10 protein-coding genes are annotated in these 19924 nt (G+C 60.5%); 1 reads left to right on the forward strand and 9 read right to left on the reverse strand.

Annotation, left to right across the window (positions count from 1 at the left end; genetic code table 11):
• Positions 1-448: 448 nt before the first annotated feature.
• Positions 449-1810 (forward strand): IS1380 family transposase, encoded by a 1362-nt coding sequence (locus NFH66_RS09135; RefSeq protein WP_349610015.1) that lies wholly within the window; start codon positions 449-451, stop codon positions 1808-1810.
• 403 nt (positions 1811-2213) lie between these two features.
• Here NFH66_RS09135 and brxL read toward each other — a convergent pair whose 3' ends face one another.
• The 9 genes from brxL to brxC all read right to left on the reverse strand — a co-directional run bounded on the left by brxL (position 2214) and on the right by brxC (position 19920).
• Entirely contained in the window at positions 2214-4304 is a 2091-nt protein-coding gene (gene brxL, locus NFH66_RS09140; RefSeq protein ID WP_349610016.1) for a BREX system Lon protease-like protein BrxL, read from the reverse strand.
• Positions 4305-4307: 3 nt separating this feature from the next.
• Positions 4308-6833 carry a PglZ domain-containing protein gene (locus NFH66_RS09145; RefSeq protein ID WP_349610017.1) on the reverse strand — a complete coding sequence of 842 codons (2526 nt, stop codon included), beginning with the start codon at positions 6831-6833 and terminating at the stop codon, positions 4308-4310.
• Between the two features lie 60 nt (positions 6834-6893).
• Positions 6894-9095 carry a GmrSD restriction endonuclease domain-containing protein gene (locus tag NFH66_RS09150; protein WP_349610018.1) on the reverse strand — a complete coding sequence of 734 codons (2202 nt, stop codon included), beginning with the start codon at positions 9093-9095 and terminating at the stop codon, positions 6894-6896.
• Between the two features lie 125 nt (positions 9096-9220).
• A complete protein-coding gene (locus NFH66_RS09155) occupies positions 9221-10678 on the reverse strand; it encodes a hypothetical protein (protein ID WP_349610019.1) in 1458 nt (485 codons plus the stop codon).
• Positions 10675-11985, reverse strand: coding sequence for a KGGVGR-motif variant AAA ATPase (locus tag NFH66_RS09160; protein ID WP_349610020.1), 1311 nt, complete (start codon positions 11983-11985; stop codon positions 10675-10677). The genes NFH66_RS09155 and NFH66_RS09160 overlap by 4 nt, the downstream gene beginning before the upstream one ends.
• Complete coding sequence (locus NFH66_RS09165) at positions 11985-12407, reverse strand: hypothetical protein (protein ID WP_349610021.1); 423 nt, start codon at positions 12405-12407, stop codon at positions 11985-11987. The genes NFH66_RS09160 and NFH66_RS09165 overlap by 1 nt, the downstream gene beginning before the upstream one ends.
• The gene (locus NFH66_RS09170; RefSeq protein ID WP_349610022.1) at positions 12404-13159 is read right to left on the reverse strand and encodes a hypothetical protein; all 756 of its coding nucleotides are present in this window, start codon (positions 13157-13159) and stop codon (positions 12404-12406) included. The genes NFH66_RS09165 and NFH66_RS09170 overlap by 4 nt, the downstream gene beginning before the upstream one ends.
• 1184 nt (positions 13160-14343) lie before the next feature.
• Positions 14344-16245: an Eco57I restriction-modification methylase domain-containing protein gene (locus tag NFH66_RS09175; protein WP_349610023.1), complete on the reverse strand. Its 1902-nt coding sequence runs from the start codon at positions 16243-16245 to the stop codon at positions 14344-14346.
• 3 nt (positions 16246-16248) lie between these two features.
• Positions 16249-19920, reverse strand: a complete 3672-nt coding sequence (gene brxC / locus NFH66_RS09180; RefSeq protein ID WP_349610024.1) for a BREX system P-loop protein BrxC — start codon at positions 19918-19920, stop codon at positions 16249-16251.
• Between the last annotated feature and the right edge of the window lie 4 nt (positions 19921-19924).

Here is a 19924-nt window from a genome sequence, read left to right on the forward strand (position 1 = left end):
TGAGATGGCACAAGGCCTGTCTATCCCATCCCACTGTCCCACCACCTAACATTGCAAATGAATCTTTCTAATCTTATATGACCAAACTGATACAGGATAAAAAAATCCTACTCACCGAGATCACCTAATCACAGCATCTCAGTGAGCCCACTGCGAGCAAATTTTTTAACAACATAAGATAAATTTAATTGCCTATCTTCTTCGTCCGCTCCTTCCACTCTTTCTTTTTCTGCTCGGTGGCTTGGGAGGGTTCGCTCTCCTGGCATCCAGAGAATCCTTATAGCATTCCGCTTCTATCTCATTGCCTCTTTCAGAAATGTAGCTAAGCGAAATCTTCTCAGGTCCACTCTTTCTAACCTGAATCCGTGAGACCGGCCCCCAGGAATGCTTCTAACCTACTGAACTGCATGGCAATATAGCGAATATCGCCATTCACCCAGATAGTGCCATGCCCAACGTCAAGTTCCGTGCCAGTCGCCGCACCCTCACCAGCCACGCCGGGCTGTCCATCATCGGGCAGTGCTTCGAGATCGCTGGCGTCGATAGCATCGACGGGCGCTTCCCCACCACGCTGGGCATGCGCACCAGCGATGTGGTCAAAAGCTACCTGGGCCTGCTGTGTCTGGGCATGAGCGACTATGACGCCATCGAAAACTTCCGCCGCGACAAGCCCTTCCAACAGCTGCTGACCCTGCAAAAGGTGCCGAGCACGGCGACGCTGCGACAGCGGCTGGAGAAACTTGCCGCCAACGACCTGCAAGCGCGCACCGCCACCTGGTCCACGACCCTGCTGTCACTGGTCGAGGCACCGATCACCGCCGAGACGACGCACGTCTGCCTGGACATCGACACCTTCGTCATGGACAACAGCAACTCGAAGAAGGAAGGCGTCTCGCGGACTTACCAGAAGGTCGATGGCTACACCCCGATCGCCGCCTATCTGGGCAACGAAGGGTGGTGCCTGGGTCTGGAACTGCGGCCTGGCAAGCAGCACACCATGAAGGAGAGCAACGCCTTCCTGGAGCGGGTACTGCCTCGCGCCCAATGCCTGACCAAGCAACCGATCCTGTTACGCGAGGACAGCGGCTTCGACAGCCAGGCGCACCTGGCACTTCTCGAACAGCAGCGCCAGGTCTTTGCCGACGAGGGGCGCCGGCTCGACTATGTCGTCAAATGGAACCCGCGCGGCTCGGCCACGGCGGATCAGGATACCTGGTTGGCTGTGGCGGCGGACTACTGGGAAGAGCTGCGTCCTGGCAAGCGCCAGGCGCTGTGGACGCAGACCGTCTCGATCCACGACGACAACAAGACCGAATACGTCGTCCAACGCGTGATGCGCCTGGTAGAGCGCACCGCCGATCGCGATGGCCAGTTGCTGCTCGAACCGGACTATGAGTTGGAAGGCTGGTGGACCAGCCTGGACGAGGCGCCGGAGGCGGTGATCAAACGCTACCAGGCGCATGCCACCCACGAGCAATTCCACAGTGAGATCAAGACCGATCTCGACCTGGAGCGGCTGCCGTCGGGCAAGTTCGCCACCAACGATCTGATCCTGCACCTCGCCCAGCTGGCCTACAACATCCTGCGGCTGATGGGGCAGCTGGGCATGACCGGCGAGCTGAGCCCGGTGCGCCATCCCGCTAAGCGGCGCCGGATCCGCACCGTGCTACAAGAGCTGGTGCATCGTGCGGCGCTCGTGACTCACAAGGCGCGGCAGATCATCCTCGACTTCGGGCAGGACATCGGACGCATGACGGTATTGAACACCTTGCGAAGCCGCCTGCGCTATCCCCGAGGCACGCCATGCTGATCGTCTGTCGGACAAAGGCACCACGCAGAGAGCTGACGGTCATCGGCAGCCAGTATCACCGTGTCCGGCGGGTAGAAATGCCTGTCAAAATGGGCTGCTCTCGTCGGTCAGCGTCGCCATGGTTGGTCCTCCCCGGGATGCGTTCAGCGGTTGAGACGGAATCGGCGGTCAAAAAATGCTCGCTGGCGGTGATAGGGGAAGTGTCGGCGCTGGCTTCACGGAATCAGGTTCTAGCTTTGGCATAGGCAGCTTGTCGAGTAAACCCCTTGCTTATCAGTTGGGAGGCCATCTCCTGCACCTCTTTCGAGTTCTGACCATCCCCCTGCGTCGAAGGCTTTCTCCTCATCAGGATACCTTTCTGCTTATCGTTGAGCGGCATATATCACATCACACCATGCCTTACTTATCCACGAAAAATATCCACCTTCGTCTCAAGGCACCTTCTCATGCTCAGATCATGCGCCCCTACCCCAAACCACAGATCAGGCTTCTGATAAAAATCCAGCCCGCGCCCGATCTTGATCATCCAGCCGTTGTCGATCCGAATCTCACGATCATGCATATTCTCGTTGACCAGGATCTTCAGTTCGATATCCAGCTCCAGGAGGCTCTGCTTGAGCTCCTCGAAGCGTTCGTTGAGCATCTTGAGGTCGGTATCCTGGTCGTAGCTTGTCGTCAGCACGATCTTGCGGATAGTGGGCGACTTGATCACGGCCTCACAGAAGCGCACGAAGTTGTGGATCTGGTGATTGGCTCTGATGTAGGGGTCCTCGATCTCAACCTGCTTGGCACCCTGCAGGTAAGGCAGGATCAGCGCCTCATAGCTATAGCCGGTATCGCCATAGTGAATCGTGAAGTGCTGCTCCTCGGGCTCAGGTTTGGTCTCTGCTTCAATCGCCGGCGATGGTGGCTCTGTCGGCACTTCCACACCAGGCACCATGGGAGTACTGGTCTGTGTCTCGGCGGGCGTGTCGTCGGCCTCTTCCCCAGCGTGAATGTTACGCCGGCTTGGCTCCTGGGTGGCCGTGGCAGTCTTGGACTCTGGGCAGTAGACCACCACCTCCTTGCCTGAAGCCGTGAAGTAGGAGAGGTTGATACGCGAGAACTCGTCATCGGTCTTGCGCTTGTTCATCTGCTCCTTGACCCGGCGGCGCGACTCCACCGCATAGGCCACGTACTCCTCGAACTCCTCATCGCTCGGCTTGCCGTTGGGATGAAGAATCTTGAGGAAGGCACACAGCGTCTTCTTGATGCCCTTCTCGTCGCGCCCCTCCACGGCATCGCCCAGCTTCACCCGGCTGGAGACCTCCTCGTAGCGGTTGGTCTGCTTGAACTGGTAGTGGAACGCCTCGGCCAGGTAGTCGGTGATAAAGCCGTAGTTGCCGGTCAGGAACTCGCTGCTGTTCTTGGGCATCTCCCAGCCAGGTAGGTAGCAGGCGAAGCGGTCCTGCACCGCCAGGTCGAACTCCTTGGGCAGCGGCTGGAAGAGGTCATACACCTCGGAGTTGACGATCTGCTCCACGGAGAGATCCAGGTTGCCCACATAGGCCATGGAGGCCTGGGCGATGACCTCGACACCACGGGAGAAGCGGCCGTTGGCCATGAAGTCCTTCATGATCTGGATGGTGTCGGGATCCTTGATCTTGATCCCGCCGACCTCGTCGAAGGCCACGGTGTCCCAGTAGCCCACCAGGCCGATCTTGCGGCGTTGCACGTTGTAGAACAGGGTCGCCTTGGTGGCCTGTCCCCCGCTGATCAGCGTCGAGTAGGGCGAGAACTCGCTGTAGAAGTACGACTTGCCGGTGCCCCGCGGCCCCAGCTCGATGAAGTTGAAGTTAGGCTCGATCAGCGGTGCCAGGCGGGCGATGAAGTGGAACTTCACGCGCTTGGTTAGACGGGTCGGCTCCAGGCCTACCGAGCGCAGGATGACGTCCATCCAGTCATCACGACTGAAGGCTTCGCGTCCCTCGCAGTAGCGGTCGAAGTCGAAACGGCTGAGCTGGATCGGACGCAGGTCCTCCACGAAGAAGGCGTAATCGTCATCCTCGATCTCGTTGTAGCCGATGGTCACCTCGGCCCACAGTCCACCCTGAAGCAACCGCTCGTTGTCACGATAGAACTTCTCGCTGATCGCCACGCGGCGAGAATCGAAGTTCTCGAGGGCCGCCCAGTGGCGCCGGTCCTTCTCTACGTAGTTGACATGCACCTTGTCGATAAAGCGGTGCTTACCCTTGGTGGCCACCCGGGACTGGGCCGCGTTGGCCTCGTTGGGGCGCACGTAGTTGTCGTTGAGGGTATCCAGCACGGCCTCCATGCCGGCCTGGATCTCTTCCGGCTCGTCGCTGGCGCAGTAGCGCGCCAGCAGGAACTCGAGCACGAAGGTCGGCACGTTGGTGCCCTTCTTGATGCGGTGCAGGAGGTCCTTGCGAACTACCTTGCCATCGAACAGTGCGGTCAACTGCTGGTCGAGCTTATCCTGATCAAACTGGTCCATGGCTTACACCGTATAGTCCGTTTCAAGGTCGATCTGGCTGTAGACAGTATGGGTCCTGGGGTCCAGGGCCTTCACCTTGAACCTGCCCTCGTATTCCATCTGCATCTTCAGGTTCACCTTCACCGCTTCACCCGGTTGCAGGCTCAGCGTGCCCGTCGCCGGGTTCACCGGGCCGGTCGCCCTGGCCTCGCCAACCACATTGCCCTTCTTGTCCTGAGCCTCGAGCAGAATCTCGTAGCTGCCCTCGCCGGAGAACATGTCGGCCGCCTCGACGGCCACATCGATCACCGGTACCCGGGTGGTGATCCGCGTCGCACCCTGCTTGTAGCTGATGCTGATGCTGGCACGTTTCACGCTGGGCTGCTCATGGCTTCTAAGCTGCATCCGGATCACCGGCACAACACACTCCTGGAGTGAAAGGCCGCCATGGAAGTACTGCAGGCCGGCCCGGTAAGGCGCCATGGTGAGCGGAGCCGCCAGCCTCGCCGCATTGCTGCGTATTCCGAGGCGCTCGGTCTCCATCACCAGGTGATGGTCATCGGCCGAGCCATCACCCAGTGCACAGCGATCGTGAACGATCAGCCAGTCACCATGCGGCTTGGTGGCCACATCACCGGCGCCAGCATGGCTGTTCATGTAGAACCCATGGTCGGTGGCGATCACCACCTCATGGAAGCCATGGTCGACCAGGCGGTTCACCGCCATGCGGATACGCTTCAGCGCATTGGTGATCTGTGCCGGAGCCGTCTCGGGGTGGTTCTCGAAGTGGCTGTCGATCTCCACGGAGCGCAGCACCAACAGATCAGTCTCGGGGTCGACCTCGGCCCCCTTGTTACGCACAAAGTCCTCGAGGCGCATCTCGGCGAAGCGCTGCCCGTAGCGACGCCGGAAAGCGTCCATACGCTGAGCCACGGTCGCTACCGGCTTACCGTCCAGCATGGGTACCACCCCATCCTCGCCCTTCTCCACTGTCAGCTGGTCATCGGCACCCGGTAGCAGGCTGGCCATGCCCACCGGTGTCACGCTGGGGAGCTGAGCCAGTGACGGCTGCATCTCGATCGAGCCGTCGTCAGCCAGCTGCTTCTCGAGTGCCACGCCCAGCTCATAGCGCAGTGCATCCACCATGAAGTAGGCAACCCGGTGGCCGTTCTGCTTAAGCTGGGGGGCCACAAGACGATCGAAGGCCTGGGTATTGGCCAACATGCCGGCCAGCGGCCACCCCGTCTTCTTGATCAGTCGCATGAAGCATTGCTGGGCCGACTCCGCCAGGTTGGCGTAGCACTTACGGGCGCGCTGGATCAGCGCTGACATCTCGCCGCGAGTGTCTTGCCACACGTAGTCGCTGACCGCCTGCTCGAACTCACGATGCAGACGATCCATCTCACGTAGAGCGCCCACATAGAACTGCACGAGACCTTCCAGGCTATCGGAGTACTCCGGCAGGCGCTGCTCGAGGTCGTCGCAGACCTGAGCGAGCGACGCCGCTGAATCGACCAGGTACCACTTCTCCCTGCTTTCCCCCTGGGCCGTCCATACGGAACGCTCATGCTGGCCCAGGATGCCACGTACCCGCTCGATATCGCCCTGCTCGAAGGCCGCCATAGCCTGCTGCAGAAAAGTCCGCTCCTCGAACGGGAAGGTATCGCGCACCCCCAGATCGGTCAGTGCCCGGCACTGATCCGGCAGGTTCAGATCAGCCTCGATCTCCTCGGCCTTCTCGATATAGAGGTCCTGGCTGCGCCGATCATTGCGCAAGGTATCGCACAAACCTTCGATGATCGGGCGTACCCCCTCCTCGCCCCGGGGAATGTCGGCCAGGGCCTCGGGCAGTGACTCCGGCAGGTCAAACACGAACTCGCTGAACAGCACGAAACGCCACAGCTCATCGGCGATGGAAGACCAGGTCTTGCCGCGAGTACGCAGCTTCAGCCCCAGGGTACGCTTGAAGAGATCTCGCGCTTCACTCACCCAGGCATCATTGGCTTGCAGCGCCTCGAGCTGATGGGTGTCCGGCGCCATCAACCCCAGCAGGATGTCGCGGCTGGATTCCGCACCCAGCTGCGCGCGCAGGTTAGGCCAGCCCACACCGCCACCCACGGCATCGATCACAGCGAAATCGGGGTTGGCATCCTCGGCGAAGAGACGACGGATCTCCTCAGCATGCTCCGGCTTGGCCTTGAGGCACAGCGACTGGAAGCTGTCACCGTCGCCATCCGGAAAAACCCCGCCGCAGGCCGCGAAGGGAGAAAACGGGTCGACCTGCTTGTGCTCCTCATCCACAGGGGCCTTCATCGGCACGTACACCAGCAGGCTCTTGATCTCGTTACGACCCAACGCCTGGAGAGAACACATCGCCTGTTCCCGGCTCTCGATGCTGCTCTCGGTGGCGTCCACCACTACTGTGGAATCACTCGCCAGCCCCTGGCACAGCCGGCGATAGCGAATCTCGGGGTCATAGACCACCACGACCGAGCTCATACGCAGCCGCTCGGCCAGCACCTGCTCCTGGATGTAGGCCTCGATACTCATCTAGTTCACACTCCTGTTCCCTGGCATCGCGCCTGCCGGGTCTCGTACCCGGTTGAATTCTCAAGCCTGCTGGTACCAATTGATGAAGTCCAGAAGCTCATCCGTATCAGTCAGCTTCCACATCAGCACCGGGTTGCCCATTTTCAAGCGAGGGAAGTTCTTCGACTTGAGGTTGGAGTTACGCGTCTTCGTGGCGTCATAACGACGATGGAGTCGGAAGCCGCTCTCCTCGGCGCCGGAGACTACCTCACTCCACAGCGTGATCGTTGAGGCTTCCCTCTCTAGCGCCAGCTCGCGCCCCTCAGGGGTTCTAAACCCGGCGATATACTTGGTGGGCGGCGCGATACGCTGCAGGAAGTCGGCCAGTGCTCCTTCGGCGTTGGCGGTCCTGGGCTGCACCGGGGCGTCGTTCACCGCTGAAGGTGTCTTGGGCATTGCCGCTGGTGAAAAGTCACCAGGACCAGCAACAGCCTCTGCCTCTGCCTCTGCCTCTGGTTCTGGTTCTGGTTCTGGTTCTGGTTCTGGTTCTGGCTCAGGCTCCAACACGACCTCAGCAGATGTCGGCGAGTCAGGCGCCTCTTCCCATTCGGGGAGCTCGTGAAGAATCGGCATGAGCCGCTCCAGCAGCAGCGTCTGTCGCGCCTTGATGAACTCTTCATAGCGCTCGAGCTCCCACAGCCTGGGGTCGCTCGGGATCAGGTGCATGTCCAGATAGGCCTGCCCCTTTTCCGCGAACCACTCGGAGGGGAGCCGCCCCCCCTTGCCACCGGGACCGTTCTCGGCAGCGGTCAACAACATGCAGTTCGCAAGCTGGTCACGTGCTGGCGCCGGGTAGCGCATCAGAGAGTGGCGACCGGTCTCGGGGTTGTACTGCTTGATCTTCTTCAGGGCGCTCTGGGGGAAGATATGATCCACTTGCGGCGCATTGCCGGCGAACGCCGGCTGATAGTCGAACTGCCGATACCACAGGTTGAAGAGAAGATGCATCTGGCGAGATCCATAGCCGATCGCCAGCAGGGTCTCGTCGGTCAGCTCCAGGCTGCGACCGTCTTGCCGGATCACCTCGAACAGCCGCGGCACCTTGAAGTCCCTGTCGGTGTCGATCTGCCTCGTCAACTTGTTGATGAGGTTATCGGGGCGACCACTGAAGGCCTGCGTGACCATGACTCGCAGCACAAAGGTGGCCAGCCCCTGGGCGCCGGACCACTTTTCCGGGTAGTAATAGCGGAAATAGATCAGTGGCAACAGGCCGTTGTAGGATGTCAGCGCATGGTGGCTGCGGACATAGGTGTGATTTCTCAGGAAGTCGCGCACATCACCGATGGCCGCCGAGATGCGTCCCCAGTTGTCGACGATGCGCGCGCGGGTTGTCTCATCGCGGAACTTGCCAACATCATAGTTCGCCCCCTTGCCGAGCAGCACCAGACAGGTCTTCAGCACCAGGTCGCGATCGAACTTGTAGCCCCCGTCGTTGAGCTCCTCCAGCAGGCCTTCCATCTGCACGTCGGCCTCTTCCCAGTCGCTAGTCAGCAGCGAGAAGAGCAGGTCCGACTTGCTGAGCTGGGTGCCCCCCGAGTTGGCACGGATAAAGATCTCGACGATATCGTTGTCGGTATAGGCCTTGGGATTGTCCACGCTATCGAGAAGCTGAAAGGCGATGCGCTCCTGATTGCAGAAGACATTGTGCACGCGCCACACGTTCTCGATGATGCGATGGGTGGTGGTCTTGTCGATGGCGGTCGGCGAACGGTCGGCCAACTCCTCGCCAAGGTGATTGGGCATTCCCTGATAGGCGACAACGTCCTTGAACCTGACCCACGGATAGATCGCCTTGTTGGGCTTCAGGAAACGGAACTGGTAGCGAATTTCATCCGGAGATGCAGGTTCGCCGCTGGCCACGTTGAAATACAGCTCCTTCCCGTCGTAGCTTCCACACAGGCCGATATAGAGGCTCTGCAGGCGCTGTTGACCATCCAGCACCAGCATCTTGGATGCCCGATTCTCCGGCACCTGATATTGGCTGAGAGGAATCCCAGGTTGGTAGTGATCGATAAAGCGCCGACACTTGATCGATGAGTCGGTGCGCCACACCAGCATGGTGCTGATGGGGTAATCGCGCATCAGAGAGTCGAACAGCCGCTCGATCTGCTCCTCATTCCACACAAAGGGGCGCTGGATGTTGGGCAGCCAGAACCCACCCTGATGCTCAGGATTGTTGAGGTAAGACACCAGCCTGCGAATCGTCTCGTTATGATTCTTCATTCATTCAGCTTCCTGCGTCATGCAAAAAGACAGCGGCTCCAAGTTCCGCCAAAAATGTTGTGGCTTATCAATGCGCCACAAACAACCTTGTGGCTCATGAAAGCCCATTCCATGAGCCACAAAATCTATGACTTCACCGGTTTAACCCCGCCCTTGCGCCTGAGGCCATAGCCGACCCGATAGACGTCCGGCAGGTTGATCCGACCATCCTTCAAGCGCTCCATCAGTCCCAGCGCCACTAGGTCATGAAGCACGCCATCGGGTCCTTCGTCGATATGTAAGGGGGGGAGTCGGACCGCGTCGGCATCAATCCCCTGCTGCAGGGCTTCCAGAGCGCCGCTATCTCGCCACTTCTCATGGATGTCGGCCATGTCAGCCGGAACCGACTTCCCTTCAAGGGGGGCGAGCAGGGTACGAATCCAAGGGTAGTCTTGCTCTATCTCCTGAACGCGAATCCGGGAGGCTTCCTGCACACCACGCTTGATGCTCTCGAAATGCAGTGCCGTCTCCTGCTGCGGCCGGGGCGAATCTTCGGCGGCCTTCCTCAAAGCGGCAAGGAAGCTACGCGGACTCACCTCGCTACGCGAGTCCGCCAGGTGATTGGGCAGCCAGGTATAGGGAAATCCACGACGCTTATCGCGACCCATCCAGGGGCCGGTGATAGCATGAAACACTTGTCGCTGTATGCTTTCTTCAGATCGCATTGCCTCCGGCACACGCCATGCTTCATTGACTTGTTGCCAAGTGATACCGGGCACACATTCCGTCGCCCCTTCACGAAACAGCTCCCCACCATGTTCAGCGTTAGCCAGGTACTGCCAGAGCAGGCCGTACAGATCACGGCGTAGCCACTCCAGAGTCACTTTCTGTGCCATCACCTTGGCGGCATCAGGAAAGCTGATCACGGCCGCATCCTCCAACTGATCTGGGCGCACGAACACCTTGAGGCGGATGGCTCGGTAGGGCCTGAAATCCAGGATCATCTGCAGCAGGCCGCGCAGCAGAGCATTCATCTTGTGCCAATCATCGGCGCTACGATCCAGAGCATCGAAGAGCACTAGATGCATGGCACCCTGCAGTTGCAGCCGCTGGTCGCACTCGTAGAGGCTCTGCTCGAGCTGTTCAGGGTGGTGCGAAAGCCACTCAATACGGTCTGCCCAACCGCTGAGGGTGGAGAACTCGGGCGGCGCCAGCTCCCCCATCACCTGTTGAAAGATCACGGCCTGCCAGATACGCCAGGCATCATAGTCGTCCAGAAGCTTAATCAGGCTAGATTTTCCCGGGAAATGAGCGCCTGGCGGTTGCTCGCTGAAACCAGTAGTCACAATGCACTGCTTTGGAAATCCTGCCGCCTTACCCAACAAATTGCGCAGTTCTGCACTCTGTAAGGCGGCATACCAGAAGCTCTTGCCGGAGCCAGGAATACCTTGCACCAGCATGTTATTGGGGTTCAGTGCTTTGGCATGAATGGCAGGCAAGTAGAGGTGCTCTGCCTGCGGCGCCTCTCCATGCAGGGAGGTATCGGCGGGCAGCGCCGAACGCAGCGTCTCACGTAGAGACTCAGGGAAGCGATACGACGTCATGATCTCTCCTCGGCAGTGGCAGACATCACCCACTGGTCGGCCAATTCCATGAACCGGCCAAGGGACTCCTGCGCCGTTCGCGCATCGATGCCGCCCTCGGCCGGGTCGAACTCCTGTAGCGCGCGGTGCCAGAAGATTGGCCAGGGGGCGTGGGGCGCAGCCTCATCGTGAAGATCGAAGGAAAATGCCTCGAGATCGTCTGGCTCTGCCTGGTCATAGAGCTGATCACGAAAAACGTCCCAGGCGTGCTCCCCATATCGGCGTAGGTACTCATCACGCCCGGTCTCGGGCACCAGGCTGGCCACCATCTGCAAGCGGTGACGGAAGGCCGATACGTTGGGGTGACGGTTCCAGTGCTCGAACAGCATCCGGTAGCCGGCCCAGGTCTGGGCGGAATCGATGCCAAACAGCAAGGTATCGGCATCCATACGAGTGACCAGCACCGCCGCGATATCATGAAGGCCGGCGCGGCTATCGAGAATCACCACGTCGGGGGCGTGGCGTTGCTCCAGTGACTCCACCAATCGATTCAGGCGCTCTGCCCAGGACATCGGCTGGCTGCCGCTGAACTCGGCATAACAGCGCGCCAGCTTGGGCAGGTAGCCACCGGTCAGGCGGCCATAGGCCGGCACCACCATCACCTCACCTGCCAGCTCCTGAGCCAGCGGGCTGATGCCGACAAGCTCGGGCTCAATCACTTCCGCCTGGCCCACGCCGTCTTCCACGAACCAATCCACGGCTCCGAAGTCCGGCAGATGCTCCACCGGCAGCAGGGTGCTGCTGACACCCGGCGACTCCAGGTCGAGGTCGAACACCAGCACGCGCTTGCCCTGCTCGGCCAGGTGCCATGCCCAATTGACCAGCGCCGTGGAGCGGCCCACGCCCCCCTTGATGCCGTAGAAGGTCACCCGCGGGTTGGTACTCGTGCGCACCAGCGAGTCGCGCATCCAGTCCTGGCCAATCACCTGGCGATCCAGCAAGTAGAGCTTCACCTCCTCCTCGACGCCCGGCACAGGCCTACGCTCACCCAGGATTGCCCTAGGCTCGGTCAGTTCTTCCTCGAACAGCAGAGCGCGCTCGGGTGGAAATCCATACCGGCCGAGAGTTTCGTATAGTGCCTGGCGATAGCCATCCAGCGAAGCCTTCTCGAGCTGGTCACGTTGGCCACTCAACACCGGGCGAATGCGGCCGCGCAAGTCGCGTACCAAGGTGATCTCGGTGAGAATCTCGCGTCCCCACCGCAGCGAGACATCGACCGCACGTTGCAGAGCGTCGTGAAAGAGCACCGTTGCCTTTTGATTATTCATCACAGAACCCCATCGAGCATGGCCTCTTGCAGGCAGGTTCGAGCTATGCCAGCACCACAGACATGGACCCATACCGCGCCTTCCTGTATGTCGCTGCTGCTGGCATAGCGATCATTGACGCTCCAGCCATCAAAAGGAGCCGAGGCGCCACTGAGGATGGCAGCATAACGGGCACCATCACGATCAGTAGCGAAAGTTTGAAATTCATCCCATAGCTTGTCGATGTGAACTCTGTGCCTTCCCACTGCCGGGGCACCGGTAGTCTCATTCAGCTGCATTCCCAAGCCCAGCATAATCGCCTTCAACGAACACTCGGCCGACAGGCCCAACAGATGATCCGCGTTCGCAATGCGACCATCTTGGTGCAGAAAGTGGGCGTCTTCCCAATGCCGCTCGGCAGCGTCGGCGAAATCCGGGTTCATTCACTGCTCCCTGTGCTTTTCTTACGGCCACGCGTCTTCTTGGGCGCCGGCTCGGGTTCGACGTAGAGGTGCTCGAGGTCATGGGCGATGGCCAGCGACTTGTCAGTGACACACTTCTCGCGCACCCGTTCCGGCCAGTAGGCCATGGCCAGGTGGGCCCAGTCGTAGTCGCCCTGCTCCAGCTTTTCCCAGGTCTCCTTCAGCACCTTCTGCCACGGCTTGTGGCGAAACAGCGGCCAGAGCGGCGCGGCGGTGATCTGCACGCCGTCGTCGTGGTTGGGCTTGTAGCCTGGGGCGATCTTCAGCAGGGTATCGCGCAGGTCGGCCAGCTCGTCGCGGAAGTCGCTCAGCTCCTCCAGGCGCTTCTCGTCGGCGCGGCTGCGGCTGGCGCCTGCCAGGCGCAGGTTGCCCAGCTCGCTCTCCAACTGCTTGAGCTTAGGCTCGACGAAGTCGTTGACCCCGGTGAAGAGGGTCTGGTCGGTCAGATCCGGGTAGTAGAGCCACAGGGTGTAGCTGCCCGAGGCCGTGGCCAGCGGCCAGTAGATCGGCGCCTTGCGGCGGCTCTTGGAGTACTGCTGCAGGTGGTACTTGAAGAAGTCACGGCGTAGCCAGCGGCGCAGGTCCTCATCGACCTGGGCATCTACCGTCTCCAGTACATCGGCCATCAGGCGTGGCAGGTCATGCTCATGGCCCGGATCATCGACCAGGATGCCAGTGTGGCGATGGTAGGGCTTGTCACCGTCGGGGAGCATACCGGGGCTCTTGGCCGGAAGCGGGTCGAAGGGGTCCGGCTCGGGTGGGGCTTCGCGCTCGCCGGTGGCCAGGCGCCAATCGAAGCGGCCGAAGGCGACGCCAGCCGCCCAAGAAATCTGCGGGTCAAGTGATGAAGTACTAAAGCATTCATCAAGCTCATCACTTCCCTTAACCAACTGTATTAACTCATCCTCACCAAAGTCGAAATCATAATCTCGATCTTCATCGGAGAAGCCGTACAATTCATAACATATCTCATCAATCCTCCTCTGCAGATTACCAACTTCCTCCTTTAAATTTTTTGACCTTATATCATATAACCTTTCAAGCAGTGCGACAGGCATCAAAAAGGCACGAGAGCACTCATCAAATTCTCCAATACTTCTTTTTTTAGACCATGCCTCTCTTGCCAAAAACGACAACTCTTTATAAGCTTCATCTGTAAAACTCGGAACTGGAGTAGTCTCAACCAGCCCAACCTCATAAGATCTAGCAGCCGCATCTGCAGCAGCTAGCCTAGCTTCCACAAGCTCGCAAAATGGCCTTGAAGAACATACAGCCAGCATTACCAAAAGATGACTGTCATCATCATAATCACAGAATATAGACGGACCTTTATCAGCAAATATACACCCCGCAGGCATAACCCTCATGCTTAGCCCGCTGGTAGTTCTTCTGGGCCATGTAATACCTGGACGAAAAAATTGAGAATGGCCATTAAGAGCCGCAGACCAATTATATCCCCAGCCTTTACTCCCCCTGTACTCAGAAACAAATTCTTTTATCTCATAACCATCGTTTTCCCAATTTATAACAAGCGGCCATTCGGTATAGTAAGTTGAAAAGCTACCACCCTTAGGCATTACAACCCATGATGACCCATTTTCCGTTGACTTTCTTGAATTAGCAAAACGGGTCTCACTTACCTCCCAAAAAAGTCGTAAAAAACGAAAGTCATCTCCAGATGTAGCTCCGGACTGAACATCTCGACCAGAAGATTCTAACGAAGGGCGATCGGAGGAAAAAACTTGCTTTACTGAACCTTTAATCCAATAAGAAAAAGGCGAACCTGGAATTTCCAAGAAACTATAGGGATCAATGCACACCCCCCCCTCCCCACTTCTAACAACATTAAGCAGGTGAGTTTTTTTATCTTTCTCCTCCACCAAGCGGATAAATTTAGTCATACCTTTCTCTCCAACACATATGCGGCTGCTTCCACCATGGCGTCATCCATCACACCATGCCCCAGATCCACCACAATCTCAGGGAAAGAATTTCCTAAGACTACTTGTTCACGCCATTTACGATATGTAGTAAGGAAGAAGCAGGTACGAGATGTGATCGCTCCTAGTCGTCCGCCTTGGCGCATCATTTCCAAACCACGCTCGACGAAAATTGCCAGCAAGTCATTTTTGCTGTTGGGATAACCCTTACCCAATTTAGCTTTAACGCCGGCACTAAGCGCGCCGAACGGCGGATTCATCACTACCACATCGAAAACCACACGGCAGAGATCGATCATCCTCAAACCCTGCAACGCATCCTGAGCAAACAGCCGGCTCTGGTAGGTGGCGCCGGCTTCCTCGGAGAACTCGACCAAGGCCCGGCGCAGGCGCTCCTCGGCCTTCTGCCAGGTCTCCTGCTCCTGCTCGGCGAAAAGATCGCTGCCCTTGCCCACATAGACCTGGCGGATCAGCGCGGGGAGCTCCTTCTCGGCGCGCAGCAGCACGCCGAGCTCGGGCAGGCCCTTGAGCATCTGCAGGGTCTTCTCGAAGAGCTCGGCATCTTGGGAATCCAGACGCTCGGCGAAGGCTTCACGGAGTTCCTTCTCGGCGGGTGGGGCTACGGCGGCGATGACGTTGCCCTGCCCCACGTCCGGGCGCTCCAGGGCTGTCACGCCGTCCTCATGCCAGGTGCGCTGGGCGCGCAGCCACAGCGCCAGCGAGGCGATCTGGGCGGCACGGGGGTCAATGTCCACCCCGTAGATGTTGTGCTCGATGATCAGACGCGGCACGTCGCGCAGCAGGGCCCCCTCATCGGCATAGGTGTGGCAGAGGGGCTCAAGGCCAGCTTCCGGCTGGGTGGAGACGTCCAGCGAGCCAGGGCCGTGTTGCTGCTCCCACTGCCAGGCGTCGCGGTATATCTGCAGGAAGAGATCGAAAGCGTAGAGGCCGAAGTGCATGGAGCCACAGGCCGGGTCCAGCAGCTTGAGGGTACGCGGGTCGCGCAGCTTGACTCCTGCCTCGGGCTGCTCGTCGGGCTTCACCAGCAGGTACTGACAGCTGTCGCGCAGCGGCGTGGTGCCGCCGGTGGCGTTGAACCATTGGCGACCCAGGGTGTTGTCGACCAGGAACTCCACCACATAGCGCGGGGTGAAGAACTGGTTGCGCACCGCCAGCTCCCGGCTGTTGCGCGGTGCCTGGCTTGCCTTGCGCATCGCCTTGCGCTCTTCCTGGCTGTTGAAGTACTGGTAGATCCAGCCAATGGTCTCATCCAGCGCCCACAGCGGCTCGATCTCGTGGTCGTTGAGCAGCGCCAGCAGTTCGTTGAGCGCCGTCTCACGGGGGAAGAGCCGCCCTTGGGGCGCGAAGCGGTCGAATAGCGCCGGCAGATCGAGGGCGAACTCGTCGAAGAGGCTGAACAGGAAGGTCTGGTAGGCCTCGCCGGTCTCCCCCAGGGCGGTGCCGGCCACATGACGATAGAGCTCGAAGGCCTGGGACTGAACACCCTGGCTGACGGCGGGCAGCAGCAGTCCGCGCGCCTCCATCATCAGCAGCGCCGCCAGGCGGTTAAGTACGGTGAAGGCCTGTTCGCGGATGATGCGTTGGATGGCCGCCTGGCGCTGCGCCTTGCTCTCACCTTCCCCTGCCAAGTAGTGCGCCAGCGTTTCACGTAGCAGTGCAGCGGTGTGGCGCTCACGGTCGGTCAGATGGGTCAGCCGAGAGAGTTCGGTCACCTCGCCGGTGCGGGGGTCGAGGCCGTAGTCCTGCTGCAGCTGCAGCGTGAACTCGTCGGTCAGTGTCTTGCGACAGTCGCTGACCAGGCGCTGCAGACGGTTGCGTGTACCTTGATCGAAGGCCATGACTTACTCCTTGTCGCTATTCTCGGGGGCCTCATCGAAGGCGACGTCCAGCTCGAAGGCGTGGGCGTACTCCAGCTCGCCGCGCAGCTTCTGCAGCTCACGGATCATGGCGTCGAGGGTGTCCAGGGAGGTGATGCGTGAGCGCGTCTTGAAGCGCCGGGTGAGCACCTTCTTGTTCTCCTGGCACCCCTCTTGCTCCTCCTCGAGCTCCTTCTGCTCCTCGCGGATACGCTCCTGCTGGCGCTCGCGGCCGACCCGCTCGATATGCTCCTTGAGGGAGGCCAACTCCGCCTGGAGCTCGTAGTCACGGTTGACCAGACGCTTGAGCCCCTCGATATCAGTCGAGGCTTCCAGCGCCAGCGTATCCAGACGGCCGAGAAGGTCCTGCTGTTCCTGATTGGTCAGCTCAGGCCACTCCGGCACCCGGGCGAGCTCCTGCTCCGCCTGGCGCAGCCGCTGCTGCTGCTGTTCCTGCATGCGCTCGGTGGCCTGGCGTACCTGGCTGCGCAGCTCGGTGAGGCGGGTATTGAAATCCGAGGCGCTGCGGTACGCCTCCTCGGAAGCCAGGCGCGTCGCGATCTCCTTTAGCGGTTCGGCCAGTTCGGCCTTCAGCTCGCCAGGAATGCCGCTGCCGGGCAGCCCTTCGATGGCCTGGGCCAGAGCACGCAGTTCCTTCAGGGTGTCCTCTAGGCCCTGCTCGAGCGCCTTCTTGAGCTCGGCCGCCCAGGTCAGGTTGTCATAGAGGCTGGATTCCTGCCGGCCCAACCGCTGGGGTGCGTCGGAGCCATCGGTGAGCAGGATGTCCGCCATGTCACGCCCCATCGCCTCCAGGCGCTCGTCACCGGGAAGCCCCAGCGCCTGCAGGCGTCCGGAAAGCGAGGCATAGCGCTGCTGAAGCTGAGGGAAGAGCTTGGTGGCCGCCTTGCTGATGGCATCCTCCAGCGGCACCACCATATCGCCGCTCAGCTCGGTCAGACGCTTGGCCGCCAGCGCCAGCATCTCCATGGAGGGGCGGTCTTCGCGCAGCGAGATCCCCACGTTCTTGAAGGCGTTGTTGCTCTTCAGTGCCTCGATGGCCTGCTGGCCGTTGACGGTCACCTCGCGCCCCGAGACCTTCAGCTTGATCACCCCGCCGACCAGCATGGCGGCCACCAGGTAGCGCAGGGTGTCCTGGGACCAACCGTAGGGGGCATCGCTGAAGCGACTTGAGAGGCTCTTGCCCTCCACCATGCCGACCCGGTCGATGTGGTCGCGGACGCTGACCAGGGCACGATGGTCGGTGTTGATACCGGGTTGGCCCCCCTGTTGGGTCACCAGGCCCAGGGGGTCCAGCTTGGTGGTGATACCGCTGAGGTTGCCCACACGCAGGAAGCGCTCGGCCAGGTCGCTCTGCACCCGCTCGGGAGCCTCGCCATAGCGACTGAACACCTGACCTGCCACGCCAGCCAGCTGCTTGCGCGCGGCCTCGGGCAGTTCGCCGGCCAGGCTCTCCACCGCCGTGGTTTGCCCGCGGAAGATGAAAGAGCCCTGGACCAGGCTGCGCTTGATCAGCCGCTGCAGGTCGGCGCCCAGACGGCTAGCGCGCTCGAGCTGGGCGCGGCAGTAGTCGCGCACCTCCTGGTCGGGGTCATGGCGGAACTTGGCGTCGATCTCCTGGCAGCGATAGATGTCCGCGGTGAGGTCATCCAGTTCGGGCGACTTGCGCCCCACCAGGTAGATCAGGTTCTCGTTGGCCTTGACCCGGGAGTCGTCCTGGAGGCGCGAGCGAGCGGCATCGTAGTCGGTGGGTTCGACCAGCTCGATCACCGTCTGGATGGGATGGCGGTCCCCCGCCAGGGAGGTAGGCAAGCCCTCGGGGCCCTGGGTCTTGAGGCCGGTCTGCACGGAGAGCGAACCATGCAGCTGGGTGCTGGGCAGCGGCGAGAACACCTCCTCCAGCGCGCGGTTGAGGATGCGCTTCATTTCCACGCCGCGCAGCGGGATCTGGGTGCGCTCCTGCTCGATGTCGTTGAGCTTCTCGCTGAAGAAACAGAGGAAGCCATCCTGCTCGCCGAAGGGCACGATCGAGTCACCGATCAGCTCCTCGATGGCGGCATTGATCTCCTCCGCCTGGCTGCCACTGGCTACCTCGGAGTGGATCAGGCTCGCGACGTTGCGCCGGGTAATCGGCAGGTTGCCGAGGATCTGCAGCACGGCCACTGTCTTGGCGATGCGCTGGGGCAGCTCGGCGTCGCGATAGCGGATCTTGGTGACCGTATTCACGGCCTTGTGCCAGTTGGGGAAGGCGCGCTCGATATCTTTCTCCAGGGCGTCGTAGAGGGTCACCGTGGTGGCCAGCCAGCCCACCGGCTGGTCGGCGACGGGTATGCGCTTGCCATCGCCCTCGATCAGGATGTCCTGGATCACCTTGATGGCCGAGCGCAGGCCGATGCCGCCGGTCGAGCGCGCCAGCGCCCCCAGCAGGTGCAGCAGGATGTCGAAATGCGCCGGCAGGAAGGGGTAGAGGTCGATGAAAGTCTGGCGATCGAAGTCGGCCCCGTAGGCGCGGGCATCCTCCAGCTTGGTGTTGTGGCGCAGCGCCTGGCCGTACTGGTCGAACAGCTCACCGAGCTGCTTGGCTCCGTCCGGCGACTTGCCGAGCAGGCGGGTGTAGCAGATCTCCTTGATGTCATCGGCCTCGAGGTCGATGGAGATCGGGAAACGGTCCTTGAGTTTGAAGAGCTCCGGTGAGTTGAGCGAGGCCCGCGGATCATCCTCGGTCAGAGTCTGCTGGCCGGTGCCGATCAGCCACACCTTGCCGTTGCCCTGGGCCTTGATGTTCTTGGCCAGGCCATCGAGGTTGAGAATCAGCGGCTGGCGCGCCCCCACGTACTGCCCCACCTCGTCGACGATGAAGATCACGTGCTCCTTGCCGGAGTGCTCGCGCACGATGTCCAGCATCTCCTGCACACGATCATTCTCGAAACGGATCACCTCACTGGTGGCGGTATTGAAAGAGGCCGGAGTGGTAAAGAGCGAGGGGTAGAGCTCGTGGGCGATCTCCGGTATCAGGCTATCGACCACCAGCTCGTCGTTGCGATAGTCACGCCAGGCCTCGCCACCGGTCTTCTCCTCGAAGAGCGTGAGGAACTCCTCATAGCGGCCCTCCTGCTTCAGGCGACGCTCCAGGGAGGCCACCTTGAGGTTGCGCGAGTAGCCGGCCCACTGCAGCACCTTGTAGTAGAGGACGCTGGAGACCTCCTCCATGGTGGCACCACTGACCTGCTCGGTGGCCAGGTCCAGCATCAGCACCGCGGCTGGGAAGCGTTTGGCCACGGTACTCAGCAGCTGCCGGGTGGTGGTGTTCTTGAGACGGTCCTGAAGGTGCTGGCGGAAGGGCACCCCGTCGATGGTGACGCTGTCGTCGAAGGCCAGGCCGAGGTACTTGGTGAAGGAGCTCTTGCCCGAGCCGTAGAAGCCCGATACCCAAACGCCGACCTCATTCTCGCCACCGGCTTCCATGGCGACCTGCATCTTGGTCAGCAGCTGGTTGAACTGCTCGTCGATGGCGTCGGTGACCACATACTCGGAGATCTCCTTTCTCAGGCGCTCCTCCTGGGAGACACCGTAGGCGATCACCTTCTCGATGCTGCGGTAGATATCGCGGCTGGGGTCAAAAAGCTGTTTGATTTCCATGAGT

Source organism: Halomonas sp. H10-9-1 (assembly GCF_040147005.1).
Taxonomy (GTDB): domain Bacteria; phylum Pseudomonadota; class Gammaproteobacteria; order Pseudomonadales; family Halomonadaceae; genus Halomonas.

What these genes read in the sequence shown, in the direction of transcription:
- NFH66_RS09135 (WP_349610015.1), top strand. Translation starts at nt 449, where the DNA reads ATGCCCAACGTCAAGTTCCGTGCCAGTCGCCGCACCCTCACCAGCCAC.
- brxL (WP_349610016.1), bottom strand. Translation starts at nt 4,304, where the DNA reads ATGGACCAGTTTGATCAGGATAAGCTCGACCAGCAGTTGACCGCACTG.
- NFH66_RS09145 (WP_349610017.1), bottom strand. Translation starts at nt 6,833, where the DNA reads ATGAGTATCGAGGCCTACATCCAGGAGCAGGTGCTGGCCGAGCGGCTG.
- NFH66_RS09150 (WP_349610018.1), bottom strand. Translation starts at nt 9,095, where the DNA reads ATGAAGAATCATAACGAGACGATTCGCAGGCTGGTGTCTTACCTCAAC.
- NFH66_RS09155 (WP_349610019.1), bottom strand. Translation starts at nt 10,678, where the DNA reads ATGACGTCGTATCGCTTCCCTGAGTCTCTACGTGAGACGCTGCGTTCG.
- NFH66_RS09160 (WP_349610020.1), bottom strand. Translation starts at nt 11,985, where the DNA reads ATGAATAATCAAAAGGCAACGGTGCTCTTTCACGACGCTCTGCAACGT.
- NFH66_RS09165 (WP_349610021.1), bottom strand. Translation starts at nt 12,407, where the DNA reads ATGAACCCGGATTTCGCCGACGCTGCCGAGCGGCATTGGGAAGACGCC.
- NFH66_RS09170 (WP_349610022.1), bottom strand. Translation starts at nt 13,159, where the DNA reads ATGCTCCCCGACGGTGACAAGCCCTACCATCGCCACACTGGCATCCTG.
- NFH66_RS09175 (WP_349610023.1), bottom strand. Translation starts at nt 16,245, where the DNA reads ATGGCCTTCGATCAAGGTACACGCAACCGTCTGCAGCGCCTGGTCAGC.
- brxC (WP_349610024.1), bottom strand. Translation starts at nt 19,920, where the DNA reads ATGGAAATCAAACAGCTTTTTGACCCCAGCCGCGATATCTACCGCAGC.